At 45.9% G+C, this 12885-nt stretch carries 12 protein-coding genes; 3 read left to right on the plus strand and 9 right to left on the minus strand.

Features of this window, described 5'->3' with window-relative positions; all coding sequences use genetic code 11:
* Window positions 1-83: 83 nt before the first annotated feature.
* The 4 genes from clpX to EAE30_RS13330 form a co-directional block, all read right to left on the minus strand.
* On the minus strand, window positions 84-1364 hold the full coding sequence (gene clpX / locus EAE30_RS13315; protein ID WP_123016360.1) for an ATP-dependent protease ATP-binding subunit ClpX: 1281 nt from the start codon (window positions 1362-1364) through the stop codon (window positions 84-86).
* 117 nt (window positions 1365-1481) lie between these two features.
* Window positions 1482-2108, minus strand: coding sequence for an ATP-dependent Clp endopeptidase proteolytic subunit ClpP (clpP, locus tag EAE30_RS13320; RefSeq protein WP_123016361.1), 627 nt, complete (start codon window positions 2106-2108; stop codon window positions 1482-1484).
* Window positions 2109-2213: 105 nt separating this feature from the next.
* Entirely contained in the window at window positions 2214-3521 is a 1308-nt protein-coding gene (gene tig / locus EAE30_RS13325) for a trigger factor (RefSeq protein WP_123016362.1), read from the minus strand.
* Between the two features lie 493 nt (window positions 3522-4014).
* Complete coding sequence (locus EAE30_RS13330) at window positions 4015-5481, minus strand: protein adenylyltransferase SelO (protein WP_123016363.1); 1467 nt, start codon at window positions 5479-5481, stop codon at window positions 4015-4017.
* A gap of 191 nt (window positions 5482-5672) precedes the next feature.
* Between EAE30_RS13330 and EAE30_RS13335 the strand changes: the two genes are divergently transcribed.
* Window positions 5673-7211: a bifunctional GNAT family N-acetyltransferase/carbon-nitrogen hydrolase family protein gene (locus EAE30_RS13335; RefSeq protein WP_123016364.1), complete on the plus strand. Its 1539-nt coding sequence runs from the start codon at window positions 5673-5675 to the stop codon at window positions 7209-7211.
* Between the two features lie 89 nt (window positions 7212-7300).
* Here the strand turns inward: EAE30_RS13335 and grxB are convergent, their stop codons facing one another.
* Window positions 7301-7936, minus strand: coding sequence for a glutaredoxin 2 (gene grxB / locus EAE30_RS13340; RefSeq protein ID WP_123016365.1), 636 nt, complete (start codon window positions 7934-7936; stop codon window positions 7301-7303).
* A 160-nt stretch (window positions 7937-8096) separates the two neighbouring features.
* Here grxB and EAE30_RS13345 point away from each other — a divergent pair, with 160 nt between their 5' ends.
* Window positions 8097-8714 (plus strand): LysE family translocator, encoded by a 618-nt coding sequence (locus EAE30_RS13345; protein WP_123016366.1) that lies wholly within the window; start codon window positions 8097-8099, stop codon window positions 8712-8714.
* Window positions 8715-8796: 82 nt separating this feature from the next.
* Here the strand turns inward: EAE30_RS13345 and EAE30_RS13350 are convergent, their stop codons facing one another.
* A complete protein-coding gene (locus EAE30_RS13350; protein WP_123016367.1) occupies window positions 8797-9732 on the minus strand; it encodes a glycoside hydrolase family 43 protein in 936 nt (311 codons plus the stop codon).
* 19 nt (window positions 9733-9751) lie between these two features.
* The gene (locus EAE30_RS13355) at window positions 9752-11143 is read right to left on the minus strand and encodes an MFS transporter (RefSeq protein WP_123016368.1); all 1392 of its coding nucleotides are present in this window, start codon (window positions 11141-11143) and stop codon (window positions 9752-9754) included.
* 584 nt (window positions 11144-11727) lie between these two features.
* Here EAE30_RS13355 and EAE30_RS13360 point away from each other — a divergent pair.
* Window positions 11728-12123 (plus strand): protein tyrosine phosphatase family protein, encoded by a 396-nt coding sequence (locus tag EAE30_RS13360; protein WP_123016369.1) that lies wholly within the window; start codon window positions 11728-11730, stop codon window positions 12121-12123.
* Between the two features lie 75 nt (window positions 12124-12198).
* On the opposite strand, the gene EAE30_RS13365 is transcribed toward EAE30_RS13360, so the two are convergent.
* Both EAE30_RS13365 and EAE30_RS13370 read right to left on the minus strand, forming a co-directional pair.
* Window positions 12199-12372, minus strand: a complete 174-nt coding sequence (locus EAE30_RS13365) for a DUF2986 domain-containing protein (RefSeq protein WP_123016370.1) — start codon at window positions 12370-12372, stop codon at window positions 12199-12201.
* A gap of 88 nt (window positions 12373-12460) precedes the next feature.
* Window positions 12461-12811, minus strand: coding sequence for a hypothetical protein (locus tag EAE30_RS13370; protein ID WP_123016371.1), 351 nt, complete (start codon window positions 12809-12811; stop codon window positions 12461-12463).
* Between the last annotated feature and the right edge of the window lie 74 nt (window positions 12812-12885).

The raw sequence follows: 12885 nt of genomic DNA on the forward strand, positions 1-12885 counted from the left end.
ATATGGGGGTTAACTGACTGGAATCAATGATGGAATATAAAAAAAGGAGGTATTTCTACCTCCTTTTGCATTATTTTTCGACGCTACTCTGCTCCAGCCGCTTGGCTGTCATTGGTTGAGTAAATCATCAAGGGTTCAGATTCACCGTTGATCACGGATTCGTCAATCACCACTTTGCTCACATCTTTCATTGATGGCAGCTCGTACATAGTCTCTAGAAGGACTTCTTCTAGAATTGAGCGCAAGCCACGAGCACCGGTTTTACGTTTCATGCCCTGCGCAGCGATGGCGCGCAATGCATCTTCACGGAACTCAAGTTCAGTATCTTCAAGATCGAACAATGCACCGTATTGCTTGGTCAGCGCATTTTTAGGTTCACTCAAGATTTGAATCAAGGCATCTTCGTCTAGCTCAGTCAATGTCGCAGTCACAGGTAAACGACCGATAAACTCAGGAATCAAACCGTATTTCACCAAATCTTCTGGTTCTACCTGTGTGAACAGTTGCCCAATGCTTTGACTTTCATCTTTAGAACGAACTTCTGCGCCAAAACCGATACCAGAACCTTTCGCTACACGCTGTTCAACCACTTTATCTAAGCCAGCGAAAGCACCGCCACAGATAAATAGAATCTTAGACGTATCGACTTGCAAAAATTCCTGTTGAGGGTGCTTACGTCCACCTTGTGGTGGTACGGATGCAATTGTCCCTTCAACCAATTTCAAGAGCGCTTGCTGAACACCTTCACCGGAAACATCACGGGTAATCGATGGGTTTTCTGCTTTACGTGAAATTTTATCGATTTCATCAATGTAGACAATACCGCGCTCGGCTTTTGCCACATCATAATCGCATTTTTGCAGCAGTTTTTGGATGATGTTTTCCACATCTTCGCCCACATAACCCGCTTCGGTTAGTGTGGTCGCATCGGCCATAGTAAATGGCACGTCCAAAAAGCGCGCTAACGTTTCCGCTAGCAAGGTTTTACCACTCCCTGTGGGACCAATCAGCAAGATGTTACTCTTGCCTAGCTCAACGCCGTCACTGGTGGTGTCGCCGTTACGCAAGCGTTTGTAATGGTTGTATACCGCTACAGATAACACTTTTTTAGCCTGATCTTGGCCAATCACATAATCATCTAGATTCTCACGAATCTCACGTGGCGTAGGTAACGCTGATGACTCTTTCTTTGGCAATACATCTTTAATTTCTTCACGAATAATGTCGTTACATAAATCCACACATTCGTCACAGATGTAAACCGAAGGACCTGCGATTAGCTTGCGAACTTCGTGTTGGCTTTTGCCACAGAAAGAGCAGTAAAGCAGTTTACTGCTACTACTCTCTTTGCTTTTGTCTGTCATTCGCTAACCTCTTAGCCTGTATATATTTAGGACTGAGTGTATATCAATTTTTGTCAAAATGCGTGTGCAATTTACAGAAGTGATATACAACCAATATTCAGCTTAAACTTAACAATTTTAGCTATTGCGGTGTGTTAACACTGCATCAACTAGACCGTATTCCACAGAAGCTTCCGCAGACATAAAGTTATCACGATCGGTATCGCGCTCAATAACGTCCAGCGGTTGGCCAGTGTGCTCAGATAACAAACGGTTTAGCTTTTGTTTAATTGACAAGATTTCTTGCGCATGAATTTGAATATCAGACGCTTGGCCTTGGAAACCACCGAGTGGTTGGTGAATCATGACGCGCGAGTTAGGTAACACGTAGCGTTTTCCTTTCGCACCACCGGCTAATAGGAATGCTCCCATAGACGCTGCTTGCCCCATACATACCGTGCTCACGTTTGGCTTGATAAACTGCATCGTATCGTAGATAGACATCCCTGCCGTCACACTACCGCCTGGTGAGTTAATGTATAGGAAAATATCTTTATCAGGGTTTTCAGATTCTAAGAAAAGCAGTTGCGCCACAACCAAATTCGCCATCTGGTCTTCGACTTGTCCCGTCAGGAAGATAACACGCTCTTTCAACAAACGAGAATAAATATCGTAAGAACGTTCGCCTCGGGAGGTCTGCTCTACTACCATTGGCACAAGTGCATCAATGATTGGAGACATTGCATTATTTTCTTGGTTGCTCATAGTCTTATATCCCTAAAATAAATGGCCCGAATGACAAGTATCATACGGACCATTGTTAGCAGAAGAGTCAACTTGACGTCAACCTTCTACGTTATAGTGTGCTTATTAAGCAGCAGTTTGTTGAGAGTTCATAAGCTCGTTGAAGCTTACTTCTTTCTCAGACACTTTTGCTTCAGCAATGATCGCATCAATAGCTTGCTCTTCAAGGGCAAGGTTACGCATATTTTCCATCATTTTCTCGTCTTGCTCGTAGTAAGCAATCACTTCTGATGGATCTTCGTATGCTGTCGCCATGTCTTCGATAAGTGCTTTTACTTTCGCTTCGTCAGCTTTAAGCTCTTTCGCGTTGATGACTTCACCTAATAATAGACCAACTACAACACGACGTTTTGCTTGTTCTTCAAATAGTTCACGCGGAAGTTGATCAGCCGCTTCAGTGTTACCACCGAAACGTTGTGCTGCTTGCTTACGTAGCGCACCGATTTCTTGGTCGATCAAGCTGGCAGGTACATCGATGTCGTTTTCTTTCACAAGACCTTCGATCGCTTGCTCTTTGATGTTCGCTTTAATCGCTTGTTTTAGTTCACGTTCCATATTCTTGCGAACTTCCGCTTTCAACGCTTCAACACCGCCTTCTTGAACACCGAACTTAGCAACGAATTCGTCTGTCATTTCTGGAAGTTCACGGGCTTCAACTTTGTGGATAGTCACAGCAAATTTTGCTGCTTTACCTTTCAAGTTTTCAGCGTGGTAGTCTTCTGGGAAGTTGACGTCGATTTCGAATTCCATGCCTTTCGTTTTGCCAGCAATGCCGTCTTCAAAACCAGGAATCATGCGGCCTTCGCCCATTTCTAGAGGGAAGCTTTCTGCTTTACCGCCTTCGAATTCTTCGCCGTCGATAGAACCAACGAAATCGATAGTGACGCGCTTGCCTTCTTCAGCCGCTTCATCAACTTCTTTCCATTCCGCTTGTTGCTTACGTAGTGTTTCTAGCATTTCAGCGACGTCTTCGTCACCCACAGCAGCTGTTGGTTTTTCAACAGAGATGTTTTCTAGACCTTTCAACTCAACTTCTGGGTACACTTCGAACGTTGCTGAGAACACAACATCTTGACCTGCAGTTACGTCTGTTGGAGCGAACGTTGGCGCACCCGCTGGGTTGATTTTCTCTTGCACGATCGCTTCAATGAAGTGACGTTGCATCAATTCGCCCAGTACGTCTTGACGTACTGATTGACCGTACATTTGATCAACCATTTTCAAAGGCACTTTGCCTTTACGGAAACCATCAAAACGACGGTTTTTCGCGATATTGCGAAGTTCTGCTGTTACCGCTTTTTCAACAGTATCAGCAGGAACAGTAATATTAAGGCGGCGCTGTAGGCCTTCTAGAGTTTCAACAGTAACTTGCATTATTTTTAAACCTCAAAGCTTGCTCAGTATATTGAGCATCATGAGCCAAAGAGTTGTTTGGCTGCATCCATGTGTTGTGTTCAAGCGAACACTTTAAAATCGAGTTTAGATAATCTGCCTAGTGGCACACTATCGAACTAATTAGCGATATCTTAACGATAATCTATCGAAAGGTATCTCCGATTAGTCTCAGGATATACATATATAGACGCGCCATTCTAACGAGCAGATCGAAACCTGTCGAGTATCCGCCTACACTGAGTGACGTTAAGTCCTAAAAACTCTACCAAGTGCTAAAAAAAGCAGCACAACACGACACCGCTACACAGAGAAATGGGGAAGAAAAACGCTATTTTCAAGGGAATTATCCAATTTTTTTCACTAACCCACTAAAAAAAACCAAGCTCGGTGCCTTTTGAGCGAAAAGCGTCCAACTCACGGACGCTCATTCGCTTGTTCATCCATGGAAATAGGCGGTTTGATTCGCTGTGATTTATGAAGAACAACTGATGGCTAAGTCTTTCCCCCACTGCGGTGGTAATGCCGCGTAATGGTGGTACTCGGGGTGCTCATCAAAAGGATGCGCCAGTAAATAGGCTAACGTGGCGACGTCAGAATAGTCACCCTGCTCCGCTTTCTCAATCGCGATTTGCGCCAAGTAATTGCGTAAACGATATTTAGGATTTTTTAAGCGCATCAACGTGCAGCGTTGTTGCATTGCTTGCTCAGCTTCTCCACCGTCTTCTGCGGCGCAGCGCGTCAAGTAACGGCTGAGCCACTGCTGAGCGTGTTCTCTGTCCATCACCAAGTCCACCACCGGCTGACGTCCATCAACATCTAGATTCGATAGTTGACGAAGAAAACGGGCGTAGTCGACATGATTGGCGGCCATCAACTGGAACAGATCATCAAATAACTGGCTATCTTCGGCTCGACTTTGTTTCAGTCCTAACTTCTCACGCATAATGACGCTGTAACGTCGTTGCATGGTGGGTTCGTACGTGGAAAGAATCCGCTCCAAATCCGCGTGTTCAATTAACGGGGACAATGCATGGGCCAGCGCCGTCAGGTTCCAAAGCCCAATCGATGGTTGACGGTCAAATTGATAACGACCTTGATAATCCGAGTGATTACAGATAAGACCTGGGTCGTAGTCATCCATAAACGCAAATGGCCCATAATCGAAAGTTTCCCCGACTATGGACATATTGTCGGTGTTCATGACGCCATGAGCAAAGCCTGTAGCCTGCCATTCTGCAATCATACACGCGGTACGCTCTACAATCCGCGCGAACATTTGCGCGTACGGGCTATCAGTATGGCGACATTCGGGGTAATACCAATCAATGACTTTATCCGCAAGTAAAGTTAATTCAGCGAGCTGATTGGTATAAAATAAGTGCTCAAAATGACCAAAACGAATGTGCGTTTTAGCCACACGAGTCAACATAGCCCCCGTTTCCATTCTCTCCCGTCTCACCGGTGTTTGACTGCTCACCAAAGCTAAAGCCCTTGTTGTGGCAATACCAAGGCCAGCCATCGCTTCACTGCACAGATACTCGCGGATGGAAGAACGCAGCACCGCGCGCCCATCGCCCATGCGTGAATACGGCGTCAATCCGGAACCTTTCACATGCACATCATAATACTGCCCGCTCAGAGTCCGGAGTTCTCCGTATAACAAACCCCGTCCATCACCAAGATCGGGGTTATAGATGCCAAATTGATGTCCAGCATACTTCATGGCTAATGGCGCAAAAACATCAGGAATGGTCTGCCCAGAAAACACATTAAGCAGCTCTTCACTCGGCTCAGGGGGCAAACCAAATTGCAACGCTAAATCTTCATTCCACATAACCCAATCAGGGTCGGTTAACGGCTGCGGCTTTACAACCGTATAAAAGGCTCGCGGTAATTCACTAAAGCGAGTGGTGACGTCGACTCGGTTCCAGACTGACATAATTGATCCCATTAAGTGCGGAGAAATGACCCTAACAAATACCTGAGTGTTTGACTAGGTTTTAGCGACGCTCATGCTCGTTCTCGCGCCGAATCAGATAAGGAATGTCGCTACAGCGGCATTTTACCGCTTGAATTGCCTACCTAACATCGTCAATATAACGGCACTATTGTGATAAAGGATTAAGCTGCATGAGAACGCCAAATACACGCCTTACTTTGCGAGTCATCGATAAAAAAGACTATCCACAACTTGCGGAACTCATGGATCTGGTTTTCCCAGATGTGGGCGGCGCCTGGCCAAGAATGACCATATTAGATCTGATCCACCAATACCCTGATGGTCAAATTTGTATCGAAGATGACGGCCGTATTGTCGGCGCTGCCTTAACCATCAAGGTCGACTATAGCCGTATGTCATTGCCTCATGTGTACACCGACATTGTGAATGAGCACAACGTGATTCAACACCAACGCAATGGTGACGCACTATACGGTTTGGACGTGTTTGTCCACCCTGATTACCGTGGGCTGCGTCTGGGCCGCCGTTTGTATGAAGCTCGTAAAGAAATCTGTCGCAGCGATAACCTCAAAGCCATTCTCGCCGGTGGCCGTATTCCTAAGTATAAAGATTATGCCGACCAATATTCGGTACTGGAATACATCGAAAAAGTCAGCCGTAAAGAAATTCACGACCACATTTTGTCCTTTCAGCTAGCCAATGACTTCGATGTCAAACGTGTCATGCGCCATTACTTACCAGAAGACAGCAGTTCACGTGGTTACGCCACCTTATTGGAATGGGATAACATTTTCTACGAAGAAGATGTGACATCCATTCATGATGCCGATAAGACGCTTATCCGTATTGGTATCGTACAATGGCAAATGCGGGCCGTTAACGATGTGAAAGATTTAATGGAGCAAGCCGAATTCTTCGTCCGCTCTTCTTGTAGCTATAAAGCCGATTTCGCCTTATTTCCCGAGTTTTTTAATGCTCCGCTCATGGGGTTGAAAAGCGACCAGCGACCGGAAGAAGCCATCCGTTTCCTCGCATCCTTCAGTGAACAGATCAAACTGCGCTTCAGTGAATTGGCTGTGACTTACAATATCAATATCATCGCAGGCAGCATGCCCGTTGAAGAAGAGGGTGAATTATATAACGTCGCCTATTTATTGCACCGCGATGGTTCAATTGATGAACAGAAAAAAATCCATATTACCCCACACGAACAACGTGACTGGGTTATTACCGGCGGTGATAAAGTCCAAGTATTTAACACCGATGCTGGGCGTATCGGCATTCTGATTTGTTATGACTCAGAGTTTCCAGAATTAGGACGAATGATGGCGGAAGACGATGTGCAAATATTATTCGTCCCCTTCTGGACCGATACCAAAAATGGCTATCAGCGGGTGCGCTTATGCTCGCAAGCCAGAGCCATCGAAAACGAATGCTATGTGGCAATTGGCGGCAGTGTGGGTAACTTACCACGTGTTGATAATGTGGATATTCAATACGCACAATCAGCGGTCTTTTCACCGTCTGACATCTATTTCCCCCATGATGCCACTATTGCAGAAGCGAGCCCGAATACCGAGATGATCATCTTTGCCGATGTCGATTTAGACAAGCTCAAACACCTCAATACTGAAGGCTCTGTAACCAACTTACGTCACCGCCGTCTTGATCTGTACGGCAACTTTACCTCACCAAAAACAGAGTCTTGATCGCGGCATCAGTCCGTACGCACGATCGAAAACGCCACCCCATATCATTGGGGTGGCGTCAAACCAAGACCGGCCGCGACATCAATGCGCTAATCACGCATTAGCACACTGACGCCTGTCACAGCTGAACGGCGGCGTAGCCATTGCATGACCGCTGGAGGCCATTCAATGCTCGGCTCACAGACCCACCCACGTAATAACGAAAAGACAATCGCCTCATCAATGAAGGTTGGCACCCCAGATTGAGGAAATAAAATCGGCTCCACCTGCTTAATCAACGCCGAGACCTGCGCTGCAATCTCGGGGGTATTCGCTTTCAACTCAGCGAAGTTAAGCTCGTCGGTTTGCTTTTTATCGAGCCACGCCTGCCGACTGCTGGCCGTTAAAAACTCTCCTAAGCCCAACTCAGGCCAACGTGGATAGCCAATTTTTTGCAATAATGGAAAAGCTTGAGCTTGCCAATCAAGCACCTCGGAAGACGCACTCAGTGACGGTGCGTTCGGGAAACGCAACTGCACAAAATAATCGATAATGTCCATGCTTTCATCCATCGCAGTTCCGTCTTCTTTTTCCAAAATGGGGACCGCTTTTTTCCCCACCAGCTCAGTCGGAGTGGTCACATCATCGTAGACCAGCACAACCTGCTCTAGTGGAATATGTAACATTCCAGCGATAAATCCAACACGTGCACAAAAAGGACAATGTTCATAGACATATAATTTCATTCAAGCTTATCCTCTTACAATTTTTAATCAATAAATTCAAATCACTATAGCGAGGCTCAATCTCTAGGTCTAGCCTTGATTGTTCACGTCTTTACGCTTGATAAGCCACAAGCAAACCATTACTGTACAACATCAATCAAATCGATATGGATGGTCATTCGTGAATACGGCAATCTTAGGGGTTTTCATTCCCACTTTTTTCTTTGTATCTATCACACCAGGTATGTGCATGACTCTGGCGCTCACGCTTGGGATGAGTATCGGCTATAAACGCACACTATGGATGATGTTGGGGGAAGTGTTCGGAGTGGCTGCGGTTGCGATTTCCGCCGTTGTCGGCATTGCCGCCGTCATGCTCAATTACCCATTGATCTTTACTCTGTGCAAAACCATTGGCGCAGTGTATTTAGCGTATTTGGGCATACAAATGTGGCTCGCCCGTGGCAAGCTAGCGATCAGTTTTGAGCAACACGCGTTTACCGGCTCCGATTGGGATCTTGTGGTCCAAGGCTTTGTCACGGCCATCGCCAATCCGAAAGGATGGGCATTTATGATTTCTTTGCTGCCTCCGTTTATTGATAACTCTGTTCGTATTGCACCACAACTCGCCTATCTTGTGGGGATCATTATGATCTCAGAGTTCGTCTGTATGTCTCTCTACGCGACGGGGGGTAAAGGGCTGCGCCGAGCGCTCAATAAACCCAACAACATACGCTTATTGAATCGTATTGCCGGCACATTAATGATTGGCGTCGCCATTTGGTTGTTTGTCAGCTAACGAGATAGCGAGGCATTGTCTGGTTGCTTATGGACGAAAAAGCCCCCGATGACAGGGGCTTTTTTATCGGCTGAAGGGGGCGTTATTCGGCCTCTCCAAATTGAGGAAATCCGTCACTCCACGTGACATATTTCATACGCGTATGCCGGTTAGGATCCCACAAGGGATCCCCCTCAATATCGGTATACTCACGGGCATGATACACCAAGACATCTTCGCCATTTTCATCTTGAGTAAAACAGCTATGCCCAGGCCCAAACACCTTTGCTGGGGTGTTAGAAGTAAAAACAGGCTCTGCAGACTTCGTCCAATTGGCGGCCTCGAGCAAGTCACTGTCTTCATCTGCCCACAATATCCCCATACAATAGTTTTCGTCGGTGGCACTGGCGGAATAGGTTAACCACACTTTGCCGTGACTATTGAGTAAATATGGCCCTTCATTGACCATAAACCCGCGAGTCTCCCACTCATATTCAGGAACAGTGAGTAAGGTTCCTGGTAGTTTCAACTCCGTTGGGGATAACATTTCGGCAATGTATAAGTTTGAGTTCCCTGCTATCTCAGGATCTTTTTGCGCCCATATATAATAATCGGTACCCTGATGAGAGAACACGGTCGCATCAAGACAAAACGCATCAATACCCGAATCAATCTGACCACAGAATGACCACTCAGGAGTCATCGGGTCCGCACTTAAATTTTCAATCGCATACATGCGGTGCTGAAATAAATCGTCTTTAATTGCTCGGCTTGGCGCGGCCGCAAAATAAATCATCCAACGTCCTTTGACAAAATGAATTTCAGGCGCCCAAATTAACTCAGAATAAGGTCCCTCGTCCGGTTTTTGCCAAGCCGTGATTATGGCTTCAGGTTCTGCTAACCCTGTGAGTGTGGTGGCCCGACGTAGCTCAATACGATCATAAGCGGGAACCGACGCGGTAAAATAATAATAGCCATCCGTATGGCGGTACACTTGTGGGTCCGCACGCTGCGTGATAACGGGATTCTTAAATTTCATCGAATGTCCTTCTCTTTGTCTATTTTAAGGCAGAATTAACAGGTTCGGGGGCCGCGTCTCCAGCGATAACATCATCCGCATCGTCTGGCATGTTGACCATCATTTTTTGATAGTAGTCATCGGTCACTTTGTACTTGAACATCAATAACCCCATTATACAGTGGAATACCCCAGGAATGATGGTGAGCATTAATGCAATCCCTGTTAAGGTCTCTGCCGTTTGTGCTTGATTCGGTACATAATTAAAGTACGTCAGTAGCCAACCGACGATGGCACCAGCGATTCCCATGCCAAATTTTTGAGCAAATGAAATCCCACCGAAAGATAACCCCGAGACACGTTCGTGATTTTTATATTGACCATAGTCGACGGCCTCGGCAATCGCGGACCAAAAAACGGGCGCATGTAAATCCACAACGAAAGAAATCAGGAAATAGAAGACGAACGCCAACGCGACATCGTCACGCCCAACAAGAAAATACATCATGGCACTGAGAACCAGCACGGCAATCTGTGAGTAGCGGAATAACTGTACTTTACACCAGCGCTTGGTGATCCAAGTGGAAGCCACCATCGCAAGTATCGCCGCCGTTACTCCTGTCGCGAGAAACGAGGAAATCGTCGCGGCATCTCCACCTAAATAGTATTTCGCGTAATAAGCACCAACAGACCCGCGAATCACATAGCCAACGGTTCCTGTGACACACACTGAGAATAAAATCAGCCATTGATCATTTTTGACCAATAATGCAGCTTGTTGAAATAACGTCTTGGTTTCGACTTCGTGCGCCACTCGTTCTTTGGTGGTAAAGAAACAGAACAGGAACAATAACGTGCCCATCAGCCCCATGAGCCCCATCGCGTATTTGTAGCCTTCTTGTACCCCATCCCCTGAGGCCGCTGCGAGTTGCGGAACAATGATCGTGACAAGAAATGCCGCAATTTTAGCGAAGAACAAACGGTAACCATTCGCAGAAAGGCGTTCTTTGGGATCATTGGTCAACACACTGATCAAGGAGATATAAGGGATAGTGACCGCGGTAAACATAATTGTGACCAAAATGTAGGTCGCATAGGCGTACGCTAACTTCGAGTTGTAATCCACGTCTGGCGTACTGAATGTCAGAAAGACAGAAAGACCAAAAGGGACGGACAAAAAGAGCATGTATGGACGATAACGCCCCCAACGAGTATTCACCTTATCGGTAATGATGCCCATCACTGGGTCAGTAACCGCGTCAATCAAGCGAACGACAATGAATAACATGGCTAAGTCTTGCGATTTAATCCCGAAGACATCGGTATAGAAAAAAGTAATGATCAACATCATTGAAGATATGACCACATTAACGGCCATATCCCCAGATCCAAACCCGACTTTCTCCAATACTGATAATTTGTAATTTTTCATAGGAGACCTCATAACTGCTTCAATATTCTCGTTGTGGTCGCCTTTGTAACGTGTCCAAGCGCATAGGACTGTTAAAGCATTCTAACTAGTTAAACTACAGCAACTTCATCCATACTTTCAGCCAATAAAGTTAAGAACGTCATCACAAAATTGAAGCGATAAGGTCCGTCATTTCACTGTGTATTACAAAATAATCCATTCCTATAAATCGTAGAACTGTCGATTTTTAGAGTCTTTCCTGTGTAAAGACGCCATGGGCAGCAATGCAATAACTAAATATCTATCAATTGGTTGATGAATACCATTGACTCGATTGCCCCATCAACTGAGTATCAAGTAAGTGATGACCGTTACTCTACCGTCAGCCCGAGTTGCTCGGTGACAAAACCATCACTACTGGATATTCATTCCTGCTTGACACGCGTTTTACTTCCTATTGAGTTACTGTTTCTATACATAGTAAAACGTCGAATGTTGCTGTAATGTCAGATTGAAGAGTATTGAAATGAGTAGAGACGTGCAGTATCGCAAGCTCAATAAGACGATCAGAACAACCGAAAATGGAACGACAATAGGATAAAAACATGACGACAATGGTGCCATTAACCGATGATTTATCCGTAACTGGACAAATCGAGCCAGCCGATCTCACCGTGATAGCGGAGGCGGGCTATAAAACCATCATAAGTAACCGCCCTGATGGCGAAGGAGAAAAACAACCGCGTAATGCAGAGCTCGCCAAACAAGCCCAGCAATTAGGCATCACTTTTATCGAGCAACCCGTACAATCGGCCGCGATCACACCAGAGGACTATGACAATTTTGCGGATATACTGAGAACAGCAACGACACCCGTTTTAGCGTTTTGCCGCACAGGGACACGTTGCTCTCGGTTATGGGTAGAAGCGAGTGATGATTTGGAGAGCCGAGAGGCGCGGAGAAATAAAGCAGTGGAATTGGGCTTTTCCATTCCAGACTAATTCCGTTTGGTCAGGCTAAGCGACTGTGGGGCAGTATTCACACGCTGACCCCACAGCGATGCAGCGGTAAATAATCTATTCACTCACCGCAGAAACAACACCCTCAGACTCCGCGAGTTCTTGATCTTGTTCCATTTTTGCTCGTTCCGCTTTAGAGATGTAACGAGGTTTATTACTACGATGCAACTTGGCATTCTGTTTTTTAAGCCTTTTCTGCAGCGCTTCATTAATGCGTTTTTTACGATTCATCGGTTATTTCATATCGGTTTTAATGGGCGTTGAATATAGCACAATTCAACGCTTATCCATGATAACTCTTTTTAAGGCATCCTAGGTATCAATACTTGGCTGTGAATTTCTTCATGGCATACCAAGCAATGACCCCCGTCAACCCCCCTCCGATATCAATAATAATATCCATGACCTCCAAGCCATGATGGTGTCCCCAGATTTCACAGATCTCGTGAATCACTGGAATCACAACGATGATGATCCCATGCCAATACCAATGTAATCGCCATAAACATGCAGTCAGCACACTGCCAACCAGAGCAAAGGCTAAAAAATGCAGTTCAATATGCCAAGGCCCAGCCGCCTTGCCAACCGCAGGAATGAAGGCGCCGATAAATAACCCCGCCAACATCGCCCCAACTAGCAAACCTCGTCTGGCCGACGAAAAGTCAATCATCTTCATACCTATGTCTTGATTGCATGTGAGGTCACTTTATAAAAACACGAACAAGATGTGTTAACGGCAACGTA

It is taken from the genome of Vibrio zhugei (assembly GCF_003716875.1).
GTDB lineage: Bacteria > Pseudomonadota > Gammaproteobacteria > Enterobacterales > Vibrionaceae > Vibrio > Vibrio zhugei.

What these genes read in the sequence shown, in the direction of transcription:
- grxB (WP_123016365.1), bottom strand. Translation starts at nt 7,936, where the DNA reads ATGAAATTATATGTCTATGAACATTGTCCTTTTTGTGCACGTGTTGGA.
- EAE30_RS13335 (WP_123016364.1), top strand. Translation starts at nt 5,673, where the DNA reads ATGAGAACGCCAAATACACGCCTTACTTTGCGAGTCATCGATAAAAAA.
- EAE30_RS13370 (WP_123016371.1), bottom strand. Translation starts at nt 12,811, where the DNA reads ATGATTGACTTTTCGTCGGCCAGACGAGGTTTGCTAGTTGGGGCGATG.
- EAE30_RS13365 (WP_123016370.1), bottom strand. Translation starts at nt 12,372, where the DNA reads ATGAATCGTAAAAAACGCATTAATGAAGCGCTGCAGAAAAGGCTTAAA.
- clpX (WP_123016360.1), bottom strand. Translation starts at nt 1,364, where the DNA reads ATGACAGACAAAAGCAAAGAGAGTAGTAGCAGTAAACTGCTTTACTGC.
- EAE30_RS13355 (WP_123016368.1), bottom strand. Translation starts at nt 11,143, where the DNA reads ATGAAAAATTACAAATTATCAGTATTGGAGAAAGTCGGGTTTGGATCT.
- EAE30_RS13350 (WP_123016367.1), bottom strand. Translation starts at nt 9,732, where the DNA reads ATGAAATTTAAGAATCCCGTTATCACGCAGCGTGCGGACCCACAAGTG.
- EAE30_RS13330 (WP_123016363.1), bottom strand. Translation starts at nt 5,481, where the DNA reads ATGTCAGTCTGGAACCGAGTCGACGTCACCACTCGCTTTAGTGAATTA.
- tig (WP_123016362.1), bottom strand. Translation starts at nt 3,521, where the DNA reads ATGCAAGTTACTGTTGAAACTCTAGAAGGCCTACAGCGCCGCCTTAAT.
- EAE30_RS13360 (WP_123016369.1), top strand. Translation starts at nt 11,728, where the DNA reads ATGACGACAATGGTGCCATTAACCGATGATTTATCCGTAACTGGACAA.
- clpP (WP_123016361.1), bottom strand. Translation starts at nt 2,108, where the DNA reads ATGAGCAACCAAGAAAATAATGCAATGTCTCCAATCATTGATGCACTT.